Source organism: Clostridium sp. LIBA-8841, assembly GCF_034439435.1.
Taxonomy (GTDB): domain Bacteria; phylum Bacillota; class Clostridia; order Clostridiales; family Clostridiaceae; genus Sarcina.
Map to the genome: position 1 here is coordinate 443984 of NZ_JAPCKJ010000004.1, position 18993 is coordinate 462976.

Sequence of the window (18993 nt, forward strand, 5' to 3'; positions counted from 1 at the left end):
CTTTTTTACTTTTCTTCCTTATGATATTCATTAACTATTTTTTGTACTACTTTCTTTACAACGCTTGCTTGTGCAATTAATGTCATAACTGTTAAGAAAGTTACTATATAGTCTCTATCTTCTTCTTTTATATCAGAAATTTTAATTATTTCTTCTATTTTGTCATTGTCTACTAATGGCATTTCTAAGAATCTTTTTATACTCTCTTCTTGTACTTCTCCAAACATCTTATAAGCCGTTTCCCAAGATATTATGTCATCGCTTCTATCATTAATATCATTAAATGCTAGAGCAAATACTTTTTTTATCTCATCGGTTTTTAGTAAGGGTCTCATATAACTTAATAAAACCAATTGAGCTAAGTGCACCTTAGTATATCCACGTTTTTTTCCATCTTCCGGCTTTGATATTACCTCACTTTTAATATAATTTTGAACTATATTATTAGTAAATTTATCTTCCGTAAACTTGTCATTTAAATAGTCTATAACTTGTGAAAGAAACAAATCATATTTTGGCAATTCATCATAAGAAACCATACTGCTCTTTGACATTTCTTCCGCTAAAATTTTTATTTGTTCAGAATTAAAATTATTAATATCCATAGCACACCTCAAATTTCGTTGTAAACCCTTATTATGTATTATATAGTATTTATAATCACATTACAAGTTAATACCTTCTATTTCATTCTTTCTTAACTTATTTTATAGATAAAGCATAAAAAATTATATAATAATCTATTTTAACCATATTTTACTTTTATATTTAATCCTATAAAAGTAAAATATATTCAAATTTTTTTATAAAAATTTAAATATATTTTACTTTTCAAATCCAACTCATTTTTATAATATTCTATTTTTTTATTTTAATTCTACTTTTTCTTTTTTATGTGAGTTTTTTTTATATTTTCTTAAATAATAATAAACAAAGTATTCACTTAATCATAGAATATTATATATAATGAATAATTTGTCATACGACATTTTTAATATTTTTTTCCAATTTTATTTTATAGGCTAATTTGATTGTATTAATTATTACTTTTTTTATAGAATTTTATATTAATATATCAAAATTTATCCTTTTATTTAACTTTTTGTTAAATCAAAGTTAGTTTATTTATGTAAAATAAATTAATCTTTACCTTGACTTTTCAAAAAAATGGTAGTATATTGAATATATAATTGATTGAGAATAAAAAAAATTGTAAACAAACATTTTTTTTGACAAAACATATTGACTTAATATGACAAGTTTGTTAATATTATAATGCGTTTTGTCGAAAGTTGTAAAATGCAAGGAGGAAGTATAATGAAATCAACAGGTGTAGTAAGAAGAGTAGACGAATTAGGAAGAATAGTTATTCCTATAGAGTTAAGAAGAACATTAGATATAGCAGAAAAAGATGCTTTAGAAATCTATGTAGATGGAGAGCAAATCATATTAAAGAAATATGAGCCAGCATGTATATTCTGCGGAGACGCTAGAGATGTTGTTAACTACAAAGGTAAAAACATCTGCCAAAAATGTTTAGATGAATTAAAAAAATAGTAATTAACTTATTTATATAAATAATTAATTAACCATTTTAACCCTAACCAATAATAATTTTTTAACACTATATCCCCTTATAGTGTTAAAGCACTTCATAATCCCCTATGAAGTGCTTTATTTTTTTATTTTATAATACTTATATATTTAACGAGAATTTATAGATTTCTGATTTTGCAACTCCTCTATCTTTTGCTACTTGCTTTATAGCATCCTTTTTCTTCATTCCCTCATTATCTATGTAGTGGATTATATGCTCCTCAATTGACATATTACTCCACTTAGCATTATTCTCTTCTTCAATTTCTTCATCTGATTTTCCTGATATTACACAAACAAATTCACCCTTAGGGGAATTCTCTTCAAAGTGAAATTTTGCTTCTTCCATAGTTCCTCTAAATATTTCTTCGTGAAGTTTAGTTAACTCTCTACACACTGCTATATTTCTATTTCCTAATCCTTCTTTTAAAGTATCTATTGTATCTAAAATTCTGTATGGTGATTCATATATTATTATTGTTTCAGTTCTATCCTTTATATCTTCAATGAAAGCCTTTTTCTCTTTATTCTCTCTAGGGAAAAATCCTTTGAACATAAATTTAGTTGTGTCTAATCCTGAGTATATTAAAGCTGTGGTAAAGGCAGTTGCTCCTGGTAATACCTCAAATTCTATCCCCTCAGCTATGCACTTTTCAACAACTACACTTCCTGGATCTGATATTCCTGGAGTTCCAGCATCACTTACTATAGCTACAGAAACACCTTCTTTAACTCTTCTAAGTATCTCATCACCTTTTCCTTGTTCATTATGCTTATGATAGCTCATTAAAGGCTTTTTTATTTCAAAATGATTTAAAAGCTTAAGTGTTTGTCTTGTATCTTCAGCTGCTATTAAATCAACATTTTTTAAAACTTCTAAAGCTCTTAAAGTTATATCTCCTAAATTCCCTATAGGAGTTGGTACTAAATAAATCTTACTCATTTTATTTGCTCTCCCTTCCATATATTCTGTCTATCTCTTCACTATATCCACCTTCATCTTTATAAACATATAAAGGTGGTTCCCATTTTAAGAAGGCTCCTCCATCTCTTTGTCCTTCTACTAATACAATATTAGCCGCTTTTTTAGTATTTGGATGAATCATTCTAACTCTCTTAGGCTCTATTTTATATTTTCTCATTAAACAGAATATATCTGCTAATCTTTCTGGTCTATGTACCATATAAAGTCTACCATTATCTTTTAAGAATCTTCTACTTGCCGCTATAACATCCTCTAAATTACACATTATTTCATGCCTAGCTATAGCAAGTTTATCTTCTGGATTAACAATTCCAGCATTACTTAATTTATATGGCGGATTGACAGTAACCACATCAAATTTAGGTAATGAATTACTTAAATTTTTATCTTTTAAATCTCCGCAGACAAAAGAAACCTTATCCTGTATATTATTTATAGTGGCACTTCTCCTAGCCATTTCTGCAAATTCTTCTTGAATTTCTATACCAACTACTTCTTTAGGATTTTTCTTACCATAAATAACAAAAGGAATGATTCCTGTTCCTGTACATAAATCTAATACTGAATGCTTTTTATTTACATTAGCAAAATTAGCTAACAAAACAGCATCTATTCCAAATCTAAATCCTTCTTTTTTCTGTATTATATGTAATCCATTTAACTGTAAATCATCAAGAGTTTCATCATTATTAACTAAAGTTAAATCCAACTCTCTAAAATTTTCATTCATTATTCTTCACACTCACCTTTACTATATTTAAAAGTATAAATAAACACTTATTTCAACTCATATTTATATCTTTTATATTATAGCATATAGTAGTTGTCACTAATAATTTTGTTTACTATTATGCTTTACTAAAATGAGTCTTTTAATTAAGTATTTTTTAATAATAACATTAATATTATCTCTAAACAGGGAAAATAATTTCTTAATACTGATTATTTAATTTCTTAAAAATTATATTCTATAATAATTTTTAATTCTTTCTTACACTAAAAATCAACTATAACCTTGATAAAGTTCTATAAAATAAAATATGCCAAACAGAAATTATCTGTTTGGCATAATAACTTACAATTATAATATTCTTCTTGCAGTTGAAAAATTATATATTGGTCCTACTACTACACCAACACCTGGTCTTGCAGCATGAATCATATTTCCATTTCCTACATATATTCCAACATGGCCTGGAGCTGATGCTGGTCCTTCAGTAAATACTAAATCACCCGGTTGTAATTGATCTCTTGAAACCTGCTTACCTTCATTTACTTGAGTATAAGTAGTTCTTGATAACCCAATACCTAAAGCATTTTTATATACATATTGAGTAAATCCTGAACAGTCAAATGAATCTGGACCTGTTGCTCCAAATACATAAGGTCTACCTATAAATTGATAAGCATATGATATTAATGATGATGCTGCCCCTTGACTTGGAGGTGCTACTACATTTCCACCGCCTGATGAACTTCCGCTACCTGATGAGCTTCCTCCACTAGCAGTATTTCCACCATTATTTACATTTCCACCTCTATTTGGAGTGTTTGCTGAGTTTCCTTCCGCTTGCTTTTCAGCGATTAAGTCTTTAGCTTTTTCTATAGCTTGGACTGCTTCAGCATCTACATCTGAAGTTTTTATTTGGTTTCTTAAACCTTGTAAAGCTGTCTTGGCTTGATTTAACTCATCTATAGAACTATTTGAATTAATTTTATTTACCCAAGGCTCAATTAATTGTCTTTCTAAAGGTGCTAATTCTCCAACAACCTTTTCTTGTTCAGACTTCATTTCTTGAATAATGCCTTCTTGTTCAGCTTTCATTTTATTTAAATCATCTATTTTTGTTTGAGTTTCTGTATTAAGCTTATTTAATTCAGCAGTTTTATCTTCTAATTCTTTAACTTGGTTATCAAGTTTCTCCTTTTCAGAAGTTAATTCATCGATAACTTGCTTATCCATACCCATTACTTTACTAATAGCTTGTGCTCTTGATAAGAAATCACTTATACCATTAGATTCTAATAAAGCACCTAAGTAGTTTGCTTGTCCACCACTTTTATAAGTTGCTCTAATTCTTTGTCCTAAAACTTCTTGCTGTTTTTCTATTTTTTTCTTTGATTCTTCAATTTGAACTTTAACCGTTGAAATTGATTCTTCTGTTTTAGCTATTTCATCCTTATTTTTTTCAACTTGGAAAAATAAAGGCTCTATTTTAGCTGATAATCCATCTATTTTATTTTCTAACTCTCTTATCTTACTATTTATATCTGCATATTTATCTTGATTTTGTTCCATTTGTTGCTTTTGACTATCCGTAAGTGGAGTTGCGAATACACTTTGTCCTACTCCGAATGTCATTGAAGCAGCAAGAACTATTGAAATTATTTTCTTCTTCATATCTACTTGCTCCCATTTAATGAAAATAGGAACTCATCCCTCCCCTATGTTAAAAGTTTTACACCTAACATTATAACATTTGAAACCTTTTTGTAACAACATAAAATTGACATTTCTTTGTTAAATAAACAGTTTTTTTTCACTTAATTTACAAAAAATTAACTTTAATTTACATTTATTACCTATTTTATAATTTTATTGGCAATTATTTTTTGTACTATTGACCCACCTATTATAACTACCACGAAAGCTATTTTTATTGAATTTCCACTAACAAAATTATCTACCGCTCCTAAAATAGTTCCTAAAAATCCAATAAAAATATTTCCTAAAGCATTAATTTGTATGTATTTAGCACTATATTTTCCTGTTTGATTTTCCCCATCAAATCTTTTTTTGTTTGCAAACAATACTATACCAACAACTATTAATAAGAAACTAGCTGCTAGCATAACAATTGAACTTATTTTCATTTGTTCCACCTCATTTTTTAATTATTAAATTACTACTTAACATTATAACATCCTTATGAAAATATCATATATATTAATAAAATATAATATTTTTTTATTTTTTTGTTGACAACCTTATTTTTTTCTCATATAATAGTAGATGTCGCCGGGGTGTGGCGCAGATGGGAGCGCGCGTGGTTTGGGACCATGAGGTCGCAGGTTCGATCCCTGTCACCCCGACCAAAAGGAATTGCAAAAGCAATTCCTTTTTATTTTATATAAAATATATAATACTCTACCTAAAATATTCTCTATCTTATATTTAAGATATAGTTAGTGTATAAAATATAGCAATATAAAATTCAGAGGGTATAAAATATCCCTCTGAAACAATCATAATTATATATAATAAATAAACTTATATTATTCTTTAAATTCAAAGTGAAATTTTATTTACTATCTACTAGATCATATATTGATTCTATTATCTTTTTATATTCCTCTAATTTATTTTTAAGATTTAAATTCTCTTCTTTTAATAAATCATTTTCTTTTGAGATCTTATCAATATATTCTTTATCATTATTGCTATTTCCTTTGATTGTTATAAATTCTTCCTTCAATCCTTTTAAAACATCATTTATATTCTCAAATTTTTTATCAACCTCTAATATGGCTTTATCTGATGTTATATTATTCTCATCTTCTTTATCTATATCACTCTCTTTAAAAGCATCTATTATTTCTGTGGATGATATATCATTTATAAGTTCTATTATTTTCATGCCATAATCTAATGATGGGACCCATTTTCCCCCTAAATCCTCAACATATTTACATATTCCCATTAAATATTGAAAATGCTTTGGATCTACGCTATTTAGTTTAGGATATCCACTAGCCCCAGCATATAAAGCTAAGTGATCTAAATGAGCTTGTACTCCTTTTATCCATGTATCAAATTTTGCATGAGCATCTGGTGAATTATCTGTTGATATAGAGGTTTTTAAACCACATGGATTTTTAAACTCCTCTTTAACAATTCCTCCGAATTTTCCGTATTCTGTTTCTAAAGCAGCTTGAGCATATGCCACTGTAGGATTAACTCCTCCACACTCCTTATATAACTTCCAATATAAATCAGCTAATCCTATAAACTTTGAAGTAGCACCTTTGTTTTTTGCCCATTGCTTAGCTTGATTTTTATCTTCTAACGGTTCATTTATTATATTGCTTTTAACATCAGTCATATTATATCCCCCACTAATAACATCACTTTTAACTTCTATAATATTATTTTCCTCTAAATACTTTAAAATCCCTTTAGCTAATCCTTGTGCTATTTTTTCTTTAAAACTATAATCCTTAAGTAATTTTTCTTCCTTTGGATTACTTAAATAACATACTTTTATTAGAATAGCTACACTTTCAATTTCCTCTAACTCTTTGTATTTATCACTTTCTATGCCTTTAATAGGTAATTCAGTTTCTTTATTTATACATTCTATTATATGCTGACCTATTTCTTTTCCACTTAAGGAATTGCCATCATAAAATACTTCTGTCCCAGATTCTATTAAATTATTACTACTATTAAAATGAACTGAAATAAAGCATTTAGGATTCAAACTTTTGGCTATTTTATTTCTTTCATTCTCAGTTAAATACGTATCATCTCTTCTTGTTAATTTAACACTAAGGTTATTACTTTTTAAAATTGACTCACAAGCCTTACATACATACAAAGTGCATTCCTTTTCTTTTATTCCACTTATACCAGTAGCACCAACATCATATCCACCATGTCCTGGATCTAGAAGTACATCAATCATTTATATCCCCTATTATAAAATGCTATCAATAAATTATATTCCTAAACATATTTTTTATTCTAAATTATCATTAACTTCCTCTTTAATACTTTTTGCAAGTTCCTCTTCTAGATATCTATCCGCTTTTGATGCTGCATTAAATAAAGCCATATAAAACATCCAAATTAGTACTACTACTCCAGTTAAAATAATATATTTCATTACATATCACCTTTTCCTATTATTGATTTATTGTTTGTTTAAAATACTCTCCAACTTGCAAAAATTTATACACTTTACTAATACGATTTAAATTTGTGCACATAATAATCTTATTAAATAGATTTTAGGAGGATTTATAATGAATAAAAAATATGACTCTTTATTCAAAGATCTTATTTCATCATATTATTCAGAAGATAATTTCGATGAAAAATTAAATAATATGATAAAAGATAATTTTAATAGTAAAGAAGAAGCAATAGAGGTTCTTTCTTCCCTATGTGGAGTTGATATAGATAAAAACTCTAATAATATTGCTTATGATATAAAAAAAGCTATCACATCACATAAAATAAAGAAAAATATAGTTGAAAAGGTATCTGTATGTACTGAAAACTGTTCTAAAGATACTAAAGGAAAATGTCAAAGTCTATGCCCTTTTGATGCAATATTAACTAATCCTTTAGATAACAGTAAATATATAGATCCTAACCTTTGTGAAAACTGTGGTATATGTGTTCAAGTATGTGAAAGTGGTCATTTCTTAGATAGAATAGAGCTTCTTCCAATTATTGATTTAATAAAAAATAATGAAAAAGTAATAGCTACTGTTGCTCCTGCCATAGCTGGGCAATTTGGCGAAAATGTAACATTAGATATGCTAAGAGAAGCTTTTATAAAAATAGGCTTTACTGATATGATTGAAGTTGCCTTTGCAGCTGATATGTTATCAATAAAGGAAGCTGTTGAATTTAATCACCATGTAGAAAAAACTGGAGATGTATTAATAACCTCTTGTTGTTGCCCTATGTGGGTTGGTATGTTAAGAAAATGTTATAACGACTTAGTAAAAGATGTATCTCCTTCTGTTTCTCCTATGATTGCAGCTGGAAGAGTAATTAAAAAATTAAATAAAGATGCTAAAGTTGTTTTTGTAGGTCCATGTATAGCTAAAAAAGCTGAAGCAAGAGAAAAAGATTTAGCTGGTACTATAGATTATGTTTTAACTTTTGAAGAACTTAAAGGGATATTCGAGGCTTTAAAAATAGATCCATCTAATATGAAAGGAGTTCCATCAATAGAATATACATCTAGAGGTGGAAGACTATACGCTAGAACTGGTGGTGTTTCTGAAGCTATAAATGATGTTGTTAAAGAATTATATCCAGATAAAGCTAAAATCTTCAAATCAGTTCAAGCAAGTGGTGTTAAGGAATGTAAAGAACTTCTAAACAAATTGCAAGATGGCGAATTAAAAGCAAGCTTTGTTGAAGGTATGGGATGTGTTGGAGGATGCGTTGGTGGTCCTAAAAGAATTGTTGACCCTAGTATAGGAAAAAAACATGTTGATGAAGTTGCCTATAGCGCTCCAATCAAAGTTGCTACCCATAGCCATACTATGGATGAAGTATTATCTAAACTAGGAATCACATCACTTGAATGTTTTGAAAACAAAGAAAAAATTTCTATCTTCGAAAGAGAATTTTAAAACTTATTTTTTAGAATCAATAAGCTTAAATTTCTTTTCAAAGAAGTATAAATATTTAATCTTACCTTCAATATAATTTATATGATAAACTGTATTGGGGGTGAGGCAACAATGCTTAACAATATAAAAGGTGTAATCTTTGATTTAGATGGAACTTTAGTTGATTCAATGGGAGTATGGGCTAAAATAGATGTTGATTATCTAAATGGTCTCGGCCATGAAGTTCCTAAGAACCTTAAAGAAGAAATCACTCATTTAGGCTTCAACGAAGTTGCTAAATATTTTAAAGAAAGATTTAATATAGCAGATTCAGAAGAAGAAATAATGAAAACATGGCATGACATGGCCTATATAGAATATAAAGAAAACATAAAACTTAAACCTGGTGCGAAAGAGTTCCTTAATCAGTTAAAACAATCTAATATAAAAATAGGATTAGCTACTAGTAACTCTTATCCATTATTAGAAGTTTCTCTAAAATCAAATGATATATTTGATTTATTTGATTCAATAACAATAACAGGAGAAGTTTCTAGAGGAAAAAATTTTCCTGATGTTTATTTATTAGCAGCTGAGAGATTAGGCTTAGATCCTAAAGACTGTGCAGTTTTTGAAGATATCCTACCTGCAGTTAAAGGTGCTCTTAGTGCTGGAATGAAAGTATTCGCTGTGGAAGACCATACTGTTTCTGATGAGGAAAGAGCTCAAATCAAAGAGCATGCACATGAATACATAGAATCTTTTAATGATTTACTTGTAAAATAACATTATGTTAATTAATAAAAAAAAGACTATATCATAACTTAATAATAAAACTTATAAATAGTATGAAAAGAATATCTCTAGGAACCTATTTATAAGTTTTTTAAGTTATATTTGATACAGTCTCTTTTGCTTCTATTCTAGCCCCTTAATTGACTTCTTTATTAATTCAGCTCTATTGTCCCAAGTATTTTCTTCCGCTTCCTTCTTTAAGATTTTAAAATATTTTCTATCTCTTAATCCTAATTTTAATGACCTATCAATATTTCTTATGAATTCATCATAATCCTTTGAAACCATACAAGAATTATAATTTTTACATTCATTTATATCCGTAGTTACTATTGGTTTTTCTAAAGCCATATATTCAAAGATTTTTAATGGAGAAGTAGAATCTGTTATGTCATTTTTTATGAATGGTACTATACAAACATCAAAGCATTTTGAATAATTAATTAAGTCCTTATAATCAATCATTCCTAGATAAGATACATTAGAATAATTTTTTAAATTACTTTGGCCATAAGAACCATCATAATCCATTCCTATTAAAATAATCTCATATTCTTCTCTCTCCTTAGCTAATTTTTCAATTAGCTTATAATCAAACCATTTTGCTAAAGCACCATAATATCCTATTATAGGTCTTCTTTTCTTAACTATAGGCTGAATTTCTTTTCCTATCTCACGTCCATGCTTTTTAAAATCTTCTAAATTAACTGCATTTGGAGCTAAAATATTATTTTCATTTTCACCTCTAAAACTATTTGCAATTTCTTTTAATTTTCTAGCTGTTGAAACAACCAATACATTATCCTTATCTCTTAAAAGTCTTTCATGATCCTCTATCATTTTAGGAGTTATCTCATATCCACTTATCTCGCTTGATAGCTCATCTACGAAATCATATATAACTTTAAAACCTTTATCCATATATGTTTTTATTTTTTCATAGTCAACTGAATTTAAACAAGTTGCATAAACATGTACAAATTTAGGTTTATTTATTGTTTTTATAGCTTCAAAAAAAGCTATATTTAAACTATACATATCTAAATTAAGAACATATAAATTATCTTTTATCTTTTCAATAGAATATATATTATCATTTTTTATATCACTTCTATATATATATAATATTTTTTTATTACTTAAAGCCTCCGCTAAATGTTGAGGTCTTTGTTTCATTTCTATGTTCCATCCGAATGAAGCATGAAATACAATAATTTCATCAAACTCTTCAGTTTCTAATATATTTTTTATTTTTTCATAAAAACAATTAAACTGCGCTTCAAATAATATAGAGCTTATTGCATCATCTATATATTTAGATGTTTTTGAACACACCTCATTTAATTTACCTGATAATATATCATCTTCAGTAATTTTATTTTCATAATGAGAAACATTATTTCCCTCATCATTAACATCTGTAGTAACCTCTAAATCAGAGTATATAAGTTCCTTTAACTTTAAATTTTTTATAAGCCAACTATTTAATTCTAGCTTCTGTTCATATGTAAAATCCCCAATATTTTTTTCTAACATAACTTCAAAAATATTCTTCATAAAAATTCTCCTTATTTAAAAGACTTTAATACTTTTACATTATTAACATCTTTTCATATAATTAGTACACAAAAGAGGATATTAACCATATAATTTATGGTTATATCCTCTCTCTTTTATGACCATGTAGAATCTAAAAATACAAAACCTTCAGTTTCAGCTTCATTTTGCACTTCAAATGAAACAACATTTTCTTGTGTTTCTAAAGCAACAAGATTTTGACTTTCTGAAAATATAACATCTAAGTAATAAATTCCTTCCTTAACATCTAGGGAATCTATTTTAAAAGTCATCTTATTTTTTCCTTTTTTCCAAGGTATAGTGAATTCATCAACATTACTATTTACTGAGAATATAAACTGATCTGCATTTTTGAACTCGCAAGGCTCTTTATAAGCTCTTCTCATTTCAATAGTAATACCAGCATTTTTAACTGATGGATTTAATACATCATATTCAATTAAAAATTCTATATCTTCGCCTTTTCTATAAGCTTTTTTCTTATTTATTATTTCTACATTATTAAGTTCAACAAATTTTCCTGTCTCAAGTTCTTCTTTAGAATCACTTTTCATAAGCTTATCATAGTATTTTTCAACTATATCGAAAGATGGACCTATATCCATAACCTTTCCCTTTTCAAGCCATATAGCTCTTTCACAGAAGGTTTGAACTGTTTCAAGTCCATGCGATACATAAAGAACTGTTTTACCAGCCTCTTTAAATTCATTAAACTTATCCATACATTTCTTTTGGAATCCAACGTCTCCGACGGATAAAATTTCATCTACAATAAGTATATCTGGATTAATATTTATAGCAACAGCAAAAGCTAATCTAGCATACATACCACTTGAATAACTTTTAACTGGTTGATTTATAAATTCTCCAATATCAGCAAATTCAATAATATTATCTTTTACATTATCTATTTCTTCTTTAGTCAATCCTACTAAGCTTCCATTGAAATATATATTTTCTTCTCCAGTAAGTTCTGGATTAAAGCCAGTTCCTAATTCTAAAAGAGAAGATACTCTTCCATTAACATTAACTTCTCCTGAAGATGGAAATGAAACTCCTGTTAATATCTTTAATAAAGTTGATTTTCCAGCACCATTATTACCAATAATACCAACTATTTCACCTCTATTTACATGAAAAGAAACATCCGTTAAGGCTTTAAATTCTTTAACTTCTCTTTTTCCAAAAGGATTTATTATATTTTTTATTCTACCTGATTTTGAATCGTAAACTCTGTAATTTTTACAAAGATTTTTTACTTCTATTGCCTTTTCCATGATTTCTCCCCCATTAAGAGTTTAATATAAGCTCCTTAATGTCTTTTGCCTTTTGTCTCCAAGTATTTTGATTTCCTTCTTTTCTAAGTAAATCTATATACTCCGTAGAATATTCTAATTCAGCAGCTTTTTTAATATTATTTATAAAATCTTCATGAGAATCACTTACTAGTGGTGATTCATACTTTCTACACTCTGGTAAAGCTGTTGTAACTATTGGTTTACCTAAAGCCATATATTCAAATAACTTTACTGGTGAAGTAGCTTCTGTTATCTCATTAACAACAAAAGGAATTATAGAAACATTAAAGAATTTAGAGTATGTTGGAAGTTCATTATAGTTAACAGTACCTAAATAATGAACATTATCTAATTTTAGTATTCCACTCTTTCCTAATGATTGATCATAATCTATTCCTATAAGAACTATTTCATAGTCATCCTTAAACTCTTCAGCAAGCTCTTTTATTAAATCATAATCAAACCAACTTGCTAAAGCTCCAAAATAACCAATCACCTTTTTCTTACTCTTAACAATCTTTTTCATCTTTTCAGGAACTTTTTTGCAATCAATATCTGCAAAATGCTCATATTGAACTCCATTAGTTACAAGAGCTAATTTATTTTCTCCTCTTAATTCCTTAGCCTCTTGATATAGTTTATCAGCTGTTGTTACAACATATACCTTTTCAGTATCTTCAAGCATTCTCTTATGACTTGCTTTTACTTCATCTGATATTTTATGTCCAGCAATCTCATCTGATAAATCATCAACATATTCATATATGATTTTAAAATCTCTATCAGTAAATTTCTTTAACCAACTATCATATTCAACAAATGAAGTTGAATAAATTTGTCCAAAAGCAGGTACTCCACTTTGAGATACTATGTCTATTAAGCACTCTTGAAGCCAGTATAAATCTGTATTTACTAAATAAAGATTATCAGCCATCTTTTTATATGTTTCTATATCTTTATCAACATATGGTGATGCTTTATAGAAATATAAAACATTTTCCTTAGCTAAGTTTAAAGCTATATGTTGAGGTCTTTGGAACATTTTAACCTCAAATCCAAAGTAAACATCAAATATAACTATAGCATCATAGTTTCCGTTCTTTATTGCTCCAGTTATTTCATCAAAGAATACTTGTTTTTGGTCTTCATGTCCTTTTTCTCTATACTTAAGTAACATTGGTTTCAATATAGGTCTTAATACATTTTTAATTTTTCTTTTTAAACTCATCCTATTAACCTCTCACTATTAAATATTTTTTTCAATTAATCTATCTAATATGGCAGCTTTTTCTCTCCATGTATTTGCTAGAGCTTCCTCTTTTAGATAGTCATAATACTTATCTTTTTTATCAAGAGTTAAAGCAAAATCTAATTTTTCTATAAAGTCTTCATGGCTCTTTCCTATTAATACTGATTTATATTTTCTACATTCTCTCATATCAGTAGTAACTATAGGATGACCCATAGCCATGTATTCGAAAAGCTTAACTGGACTTGTTGATTCAGTTATATCGTTTAATAAGAATGGTATAGTTGATATTGTAAAGTATTGAGAATATTTATTTAGTTCTTTATAATCAACAACACCTAAATAATGTACATTGTCAAATTCATCTACTTTACTATCTTTAAAGCTATTATCATATAAAAATCCTATTAATACTATTTCGTAGTTAGGTCTTTCTTTAGCTACTTTTTTAAGTAAATCATAATCAAACCATTTTGCTAAAGCTCCAAAATATCCTATTATAGGATTTCCTTTGCTTACTATATCTTTTAACTTCTCTGGAACCTCATCACTTCTATATTGCCAATGATCATATTGTACTCCATTTGTTATCATAGCAACATTCTCTGTGCCTCTTATCTCTTCTATCTCTTCTATAAGCTTATCAGCTGAACCTACAGCTATATTACTCTTATCTTCTATAATATGTTTATGTCTATCATATACAAAGTCAGGTAAATGTCCTGATATCTCGTCTGAAAGTTCATCTATATACTCATATATTATTTTAAATCCATTATCAGTATATTTCTCTTTTATATATTGTTCATCTAAATAAACATCTGTTGAGTAAAGAGATAAGAACTTATGTCCTTTATACTCCTTTAAGATATCAAACATAGCATTTTGTAAAGCAAAATTAGCCATATTAACTAGGTAAAGTCTATCCTTTAGCTTTTCAACAGTCTTTATATCTGGATCAAACTGTTCAGAAGTTCTATAAAAATAAAGATATCCATCATCAGTAAGTTCATTAGCCATATGCTGTGAACGCTGGAATAATGGAATATTCCACCCTACTCTTGAGTCAAAAACAACAACGGCTTTAAACTTCTCTTTATTTAATATTTCATGAAATATAGCATTAGCTTCTTCGTAGTTTTTTCTATAAACTAAGGCATTGTTATCCATCTTACCTTTAATACGTCTTTTTATATATCTTAAAATTCTCTTTATAACTTCTATTAAACCATCTTCTCTAAGTACTTCCGTTGCTCTCTTAGCAATTCTACCTATACTCATACTATTCCTCCGATTAATTACCCCAAGAATGTCCTAGTATTAAGAAACCTTCGCCTCTATACTTATCATTCAAAGTAAAACTATATGCATTTATTTTTCTATATACTTCCTCATCACCATCTCTTAAGACAAAGTCAATATAATAAACTCCTGCTACTAAGTTAACTTTGTTTAAAGATACATTTAATTTATTAACTCCTAAATTAAAAGGAATTCTCTTCATATTATCTTTACTATTTATACCACAGACAAACTGATCATTTCCTCTAGTCGTACCTGGCTCATAGTCAGTTTTTCTAAATTCTAAAACTATATTAGGGTCTTTTAAATCATTTGAAATAAGATCATACTCAACCTCTAAGTTTATAGTTTCGTGATATTCAACTTCCTTAACATTAGATTTAACTAATATACTATTTATTATGTCACTTTTGTGCTCTTTTAGTTGTTCTATATTAGCTGGATTGAAATTTAAATTGTAGTATCTCTCTACTACAATTACGGAATTCCCATCATCCACAACTTCACCTTTTTGAAGCCATATTGCTCTATCACAGAATTTTTTAACTGTACCAAGTCCATGAGAAACGTAAAGTATTGTCTTACCTTTTTTCTTAAACTCATTAAACTTTTCCATACATTTAACTTGAAAGCCAACATCACCAACTGATAATATTTCGTCAACTATTAATATATCAGGATCTACGTTTATAGCTACAGCAAAAGCTAACCTTGCAAACATACCACTTGAATAGTTTTTTACAGGTTGATCTATAAATTTACCTATATCAGCAAATTCTAATATATCCTTTAATCTTGAATCTATCTCTTCCTTTGTTAAACCATTTAAGCTACCATTAAAATAAATGTTTTCCATACCTGTAAGCTCTGGATTGAATCCAGAACCTAATTCTAGCATGGATGCTAATCTTCCATTTATCTCAATTTCTCCTGAAGTAGGAAATGCTACACCTGTTAGCAATTTTAAAAGTGTTGATTTACCGGCCCCATTATGACCGATAATACCAACACATTCGCCTTTGCCTATTTCAAAAGAAACTCCTTTTAGAGCATAAAATTCTTTTATATTCTTTTCTTTACCAAAAGCATTAGCTAATCTTTCAGCTCTCTTTTGATATAATTTATATTTTTTAGTTAAGTTTCTAACTCTTATAGCAACAGACATATTCTGTACCTCTCTTTTTATAAAACATCATCAAATTCTGGTCTAAATTTATTGAATACTTTAGAACCAAATATGAATAATATTATTGTTACTATCCAGAAATAAACTCCATATTTTATACCAACTGTATGTGTTCCTAAATATGCGTCTCTAAATAAAACCGCTAAATAATATAAAGGGTTTAATTTTAATATTGTTTCAATCCAAGGCATACTTCTAGCTACAGGCAATGATCCTGCTTGCCACATAACTGGACACATCCAGAATAAAAATTGCATAAATACAGATATTCCATGTAGTATATCAATTGACATTACTACCCATGCAGATAATAATCTTGATAACGCTGCTAAGAATATTATTGTTATTACAATAGCATAAATTAATTTAGGTATATTTATTAATCCTAAATCACCATTAGCTGCAAATATTATAAAGCTTATTACTAATAAAACTAAAAATGTGTAAAAACTAATTGCTATTCTTATAGTAGGTAATATTTCTACAGGGAATTTAACCTTTTTAACCAAAAAGGAGTTAACCCTTATTGAACTCGCTCCTGCCACAATTACGTCAGAAATAAATATCCATGGTATGTATGCTGAAACTAGCCAAACTAAGTAGCTTACTTCTACATTCTGAACTCTTTGCTTCAATCCAGTTGAAAATATCATCCAGAAAACAGTTATCATAGCTAATGGTCTTATTATAGCCCAAGCCATTCCTAACTTAGAGCCAGCAAACTCTTTTTTAAATTCTTTCTTGGATATGCTAAATATCATTCTCCAATGAGAAAAAATACTTTTCTCAATCTCAAGCCAATCCTTCAAGTTGTTCACCTCTGCTTATTATCTATTTTTTTGTAAAATAACTAAACCTAATTATACCACAAATACTTGAAAAAGATTTATACATTTATCTTACAAAGTAGTAAAATCTACTTATTATTTAATATACTCTCTTAAGTATTAACCTTTATAGATTTAACTACACATAAAAACAATAAAAAAAGAGTTAGATATAGGATAAAAAATCCCATATTTAACCCTTTTAAAAGAATTTAAATTAGAATTAAGCTAATTTAACACCGTACTTTTCTCTTAATTCTTTTATTAATTCTAAGTATTTCTTTTGTTGTCTTTCTTGAATTAACATGTTAACAACTTGATCTTTAACATCTTCAAAAGCTTTTGTTTTAGCTTCTGTTTTGTCTTCTACTTTTATTAAGTGATATCCAAATTGAGTTTTAACTGGAGCACTAACTACACCTAATTCTAGGTTGAATGCAGCCTCTTCGAATTCAGGAACCATCATTCCTTTTGAGAATGAACCTAAGTTACCACCTTGTTCTTTTGAAGGACAACTTGAATATTTGTTTGCAGCATCTTCAAAAGTAACTGCTCCTGAAGCTATTTCTTCTTCTACTTTCTTAGCTTCTTCTTCTGATTCAACTAATATATGCTTAGCTGTTACAGTTTCTAACTCAACAAAGTTATCTTTATGATCTTCATAGTAAGCCTTTGCTTCCTCATCAGTTACAGTAACTTGTGATAAAGTTTTTTGCATAACCATTTGAGCTAATAATTCTTTAGCAAATTTATTTAATTGATCTTTAAACTGTTCAGTTTTATCTAATCCAGTTTCTTTTGCAAATTCAGACATTAATTCAAATGCTATAGCTTGCTCTAAAACTTGTCTTCTACCTTCTTCACTAGCAAGCATAGCTTGTTGTTGAGCTGGGTATCTTGCTATTATCTCATCTATATAGTCTGAAGTTATTTCTGTATTTCCAACTGTTGCTAAAACTTTCTTTTCCATATATATTATCTCCTTTGCAATTAAAGTTTTATTTTCCTATACTTCATATATTAACATACATTTTATGAATTACAAAGGAATTCTGAGTATTTTTATAATCTATAAAATAACTTTGGATTTTAATACAATATGTTTAAAAATTATGTATTTATTACTTTTTAAGTTTAACAATCGTAGTTAAAATCAGATAAATTAATATTATAAATAGTTTAAAAAACCAATTTATTGATAATAAATAATAATTATTATATAATATAAACAATTAAAAGGAGGGATTCTTATGTCAATTGAAATAAATAAATTAGCTCCAGACTTTAAACTTATGGGTTCTGATGAAAAAGAGCATTCTCTAAGCGATTATAAAGGAAAAAACATAGTTTTATACTTCTATCCTAAAGATAATACGGCTGGTTGTACTACTGAAGCCTGCGATTTCAGAGATAATATACAAAACTTTAATGATCTAAATACAATTATTCTTGGAGTTTCTAGAGACTCTCTAGCATCTCATGATAAATTTATTACTAAATTATCACTTCCATTTGTATTACTTAGTGATCCTGATGAAACTGTATGTAAATTATATGATGTAATAAAAGAAAAAAATATGTATGGGAAAAAATATATGGGCATAGAAAGAAGTACCTTTATAATTGATAAAGAAGGTATATTAGTACAAGATTTTAGAAAAGTTAGAGTTAAAGGACACATAGATAAGGTATTAGAGACTTTAAAAAATTTAGATTAAAACAAAAAATGGTCTATAAATAGACCATTTTTTTAATATTTATAATATATAATATTAAAATCTACATAATAGTTTACTATATCTATAAAAAAAGCTTAGTGAATT

At 27.7% G+C, this 18993-nt stretch carries 18 protein-coding genes and 1 tRNA gene; 5 read left to right on the forward strand and 14 right to left on the reverse strand.

Going from position 1 to position 18993, the window contains the following annotated elements; all coding sequences use genetic code 11:
- Window positions 1-5 precede the first annotated feature (5 nt).
- Entirely contained in the window at window positions 6-605 is a 600-nt protein-coding gene (locus tag OIF33_RS12960) for a DUF1836 domain-containing protein (protein ID WP_322504679.1), read from the reverse strand.
- 712 nt (window positions 606-1317) lie between these two features.
- Here OIF33_RS12960 and OIF33_RS12965 point away from each other — a divergent pair.
- Window positions 1318-1557 carry an AbrB/MazE/SpoVT family DNA-binding domain-containing protein gene (locus tag OIF33_RS12965; RefSeq protein WP_003476163.1) on the forward strand — a complete coding sequence of 80 codons (240 nt, stop codon included), beginning with the start codon at window positions 1318-1320 and terminating at the stop codon, window positions 1555-1557.
- 139 nt (window positions 1558-1696) lie between these two features.
- Here the strand turns inward: OIF33_RS12965 and rsmI are convergent, their stop codons facing one another.
- The 4 genes from rsmI to OIF33_RS12985 form a co-directional block, all read right to left on the reverse strand.
- Window positions 1697-2539, reverse strand: coding sequence for a 16S rRNA (cytidine(1402)-2'-O)-methyltransferase (rsmI, locus tag OIF33_RS12970; RefSeq protein ID WP_322504680.1), 843 nt, complete (start codon window positions 2537-2539; stop codon window positions 1697-1699).
- A gap of 1 nt (window position 2540) precedes the next feature.
- Window positions 2541-3311, reverse strand: a complete 771-nt coding sequence (locus OIF33_RS12975; protein WP_322504681.1) for a tRNA1(Val) (adenine(37)-N6)-methyltransferase — start codon at window positions 3309-3311, stop codon at window positions 2541-2543.
- 351 nt (window positions 3312-3662) lie between these two features.
- A complete protein-coding gene (locus tag OIF33_RS12980; RefSeq protein ID WP_322504682.1) occupies window positions 3663-4982 on the reverse strand; it encodes an NlpC/P60 family protein in 1320 nt (439 codons plus the stop codon).
- Window positions 4983-5164: 182 nt separating this feature from the next.
- Window positions 5165-5455, reverse strand: a complete 291-nt coding sequence (locus OIF33_RS12985; RefSeq protein WP_322504683.1) for a hypothetical protein — start codon at window positions 5453-5455, stop codon at window positions 5165-5167.
- A gap of 146 nt (window positions 5456-5601) precedes the next feature.
- Here OIF33_RS12985 and OIF33_RS12990 point away from each other — a divergent pair.
- Window positions 5602-5677, forward strand: a tRNA-Pro gene (locus OIF33_RS12990).
- A 206-nt stretch (window positions 5678-5883) separates the two neighbouring features.
- On the opposite strand, the gene OIF33_RS12995 is transcribed toward OIF33_RS12990, so the two are convergent.
- Window positions 5884-7266 carry an N-acetylmuramoyl-L-alanine amidase gene (locus OIF33_RS12995; RefSeq protein ID WP_322504684.1) on the reverse strand — a complete coding sequence of 461 codons (1383 nt, stop codon included), beginning with the start codon at window positions 7264-7266 and terminating at the stop codon, window positions 5884-5886.
- Between the two features lie 54 nt (window positions 7267-7320).
- Window positions 7321-7467, reverse strand: a complete 147-nt coding sequence (locus tag OIF33_RS13000) for a hypothetical protein (protein WP_322504685.1) — start codon at window positions 7465-7467, stop codon at window positions 7321-7323.
- Between the two features lie 139 nt (window positions 7468-7606).
- Here OIF33_RS13000 and OIF33_RS13005 point away from each other — a divergent pair, with 139 nt between their 5' ends.
- Window positions 7607-8956: a [Fe-Fe] hydrogenase large subunit C-terminal domain-containing protein gene (locus tag OIF33_RS13005; RefSeq protein ID WP_322504686.1), complete on the forward strand. Its 1350-nt coding sequence runs from the start codon at window positions 7607-7609 to the stop codon at window positions 8954-8956.
- Between the two features lie 111 nt (window positions 8957-9067).
- Window positions 9068-9721, forward strand: coding sequence for an HAD family phosphatase (locus OIF33_RS13010; RefSeq protein WP_322504687.1), 654 nt, complete (start codon window positions 9068-9070; stop codon window positions 9719-9721).
- A 132-nt stretch (window positions 9722-9853) separates the two neighbouring features.
- Here OIF33_RS13010 and OIF33_RS13015 read toward each other — a convergent pair whose 3' ends face one another.
- The 7 genes from OIF33_RS13015 to OIF33_RS13045 all read right to left on the reverse strand — a co-directional run bounded on the left by OIF33_RS13015 (window position 9854) and on the right by OIF33_RS13045 (window position 18140).
- The gene (locus tag OIF33_RS13015) at window positions 9854-11287 is read right to left on the reverse strand and encodes a glycosyltransferase (protein ID WP_322504688.1); all 1434 of its coding nucleotides are present in this window, start codon (window positions 11285-11287) and stop codon (window positions 9854-9856) included.
- Between the two features lie 116 nt (window positions 11288-11403).
- Entirely contained in the window at window positions 11404-12585 is a 1182-nt protein-coding gene (locus tag OIF33_RS13020; protein ID WP_322504689.1) for an ABC transporter ATP-binding protein, read from the reverse strand.
- A gap of 13 nt (window positions 12586-12598) precedes the next feature.
- Window positions 12599-13834, reverse strand: a complete 1236-nt coding sequence (locus tag OIF33_RS13025; RefSeq protein WP_322504690.1) for a glycosyltransferase — start codon at window positions 13832-13834, stop codon at window positions 12599-12601.
- Window positions 13835-13852: 18 nt separating this feature from the next.
- On the reverse strand, window positions 13853-15136 hold the full coding sequence (locus OIF33_RS13030) for a glycosyltransferase (RefSeq protein WP_322504691.1): 1284 nt from the start codon (window positions 15134-15136) through the stop codon (window positions 13853-13855).
- Window positions 15137-15149: 13 nt separating this feature from the next.
- Window positions 15150-16322 (reverse strand): ABC transporter ATP-binding protein, encoded by a 1173-nt coding sequence (locus OIF33_RS13035; protein WP_322504692.1) that lies wholly within the window; start codon window positions 16320-16322, stop codon window positions 15150-15152.
- 17 nt (window positions 16323-16339) lie between these two features.
- Entirely contained in the window at window positions 16340-17161 is an 822-nt protein-coding gene (locus tag OIF33_RS13040) for an ABC transporter permease (RefSeq protein WP_322504693.1), read from the reverse strand.
- A 232-nt stretch (window positions 17162-17393) separates the two neighbouring features.
- Window positions 17394-18140 (reverse strand): peptidylprolyl isomerase, encoded by a 747-nt coding sequence (locus OIF33_RS13045; RefSeq protein WP_322504694.1) that lies wholly within the window; start codon window positions 18138-18140, stop codon window positions 17394-17396.
- A gap of 280 nt (window positions 18141-18420) precedes the next feature.
- Between OIF33_RS13045 and OIF33_RS13050 the strand changes: the two genes are divergently transcribed.
- Window positions 18421-18888 carry a peroxiredoxin gene (locus OIF33_RS13050; protein WP_322504695.1) on the forward strand — a complete coding sequence of 156 codons (468 nt, stop codon included), beginning with the start codon at window positions 18421-18423 and terminating at the stop codon, window positions 18886-18888.
- Window positions 18889-18993: the final 105 nt, after the last annotated feature.

What these genes read in the sequence shown, in the direction of transcription:
- OIF33_RS13005 (WP_322504686.1), top strand. Translation starts at nt 7,607, where the DNA reads ATGAATAAAAAATATGACTCTTTATTCAAAGATCTTATTTCATCATAT.
- OIF33_RS13015 (WP_322504688.1), bottom strand. Translation starts at nt 11,287, where the DNA reads ATGAAGAATATTTTTGAAGTTATGTTAGAAAAAAATATTGGGGATTTT.
- OIF33_RS13020 (WP_322504689.1), bottom strand. Translation starts at nt 12,585, where the DNA reads ATGGAAAAGGCAATAGAAGTAAAAAATCTTTGTAAAAATTACAGAGTT.
- OIF33_RS13010 (WP_322504687.1), top strand. Translation starts at nt 9,068, where the DNA reads ATGCTTAACAATATAAAAGGTGTAATCTTTGATTTAGATGGAACTTTA.
- rsmI (WP_322504680.1), bottom strand. Translation starts at nt 2,539, where the DNA reads ATGAGTAAGATTTATTTAGTACCAACTCCTATAGGGAATTTAGGAGAT.
- OIF33_RS12960 (WP_322504679.1), bottom strand. Translation starts at nt 605, where the DNA reads ATGGATATTAATAATTTTAATTCTGAACAAATAAAAATTTTAGCGGAA.
- OIF33_RS13035 (WP_322504692.1), bottom strand. Translation starts at nt 16,322, where the DNA reads ATGTCTGTTGCTATAAGAGTTAGAAACTTAACTAAAAAATATAAATTA.
- OIF33_RS12980 (WP_322504682.1), bottom strand. Translation starts at nt 4,982, where the DNA reads ATGAAGAAGAAAATAATTTCAATAGTTCTTGCTGCTTCAATGACATTC.
- OIF33_RS13030 (WP_322504691.1), bottom strand. Translation starts at nt 15,136, where the DNA reads ATGAGTATAGGTAGAATTGCTAAGAGAGCAACGGAAGTACTTAGAGAA.
- OIF33_RS13045 (WP_322504694.1), bottom strand. Translation starts at nt 18,140, where the DNA reads ATGGAAAAGAAAGTTTTAGCAACAGTTGGAAATACAGAAATAACTTCA.
- OIF33_RS12975 (WP_322504681.1), bottom strand. Translation starts at nt 3,311, where the DNA reads ATGAATGAAAATTTTAGAGAGTTGGATTTAACTTTAGTTAATAATGAT.
- OIF33_RS12995 (WP_322504684.1), bottom strand. Translation starts at nt 7,266, where the DNA reads ATGATTGATGTACTTCTAGATCCAGGACATGGTGGATATGATGTTGGT.
- OIF33_RS13000 (WP_322504685.1), bottom strand. Translation starts at nt 7,467, where the DNA reads ATGAAATATATTATTTTAACTGGAGTAGTAGTACTAATTTGGATGTTT.
- OIF33_RS13025 (WP_322504690.1), bottom strand. Translation starts at nt 13,834, where the DNA reads ATGAGTTTAAAAAGAAAAATTAAAAATGTATTAAGACCTATATTGAAA.
- OIF33_RS12985 (WP_322504683.1), bottom strand. Translation starts at nt 5,455, where the DNA reads ATGAAAATAAGTTCAATTGTTATGCTAGCAGCTAGTTTCTTATTAATA.
- OIF33_RS13050 (WP_322504695.1), top strand. Translation starts at nt 18,421, where the DNA reads ATGTCAATTGAAATAAATAAATTAGCTCCAGACTTTAAACTTATGGGT.
- OIF33_RS12965 (WP_003476163.1), top strand. Translation starts at nt 1,318, where the DNA reads ATGAAATCAACAGGTGTAGTAAGAAGAGTAGACGAATTAGGAAGAATA.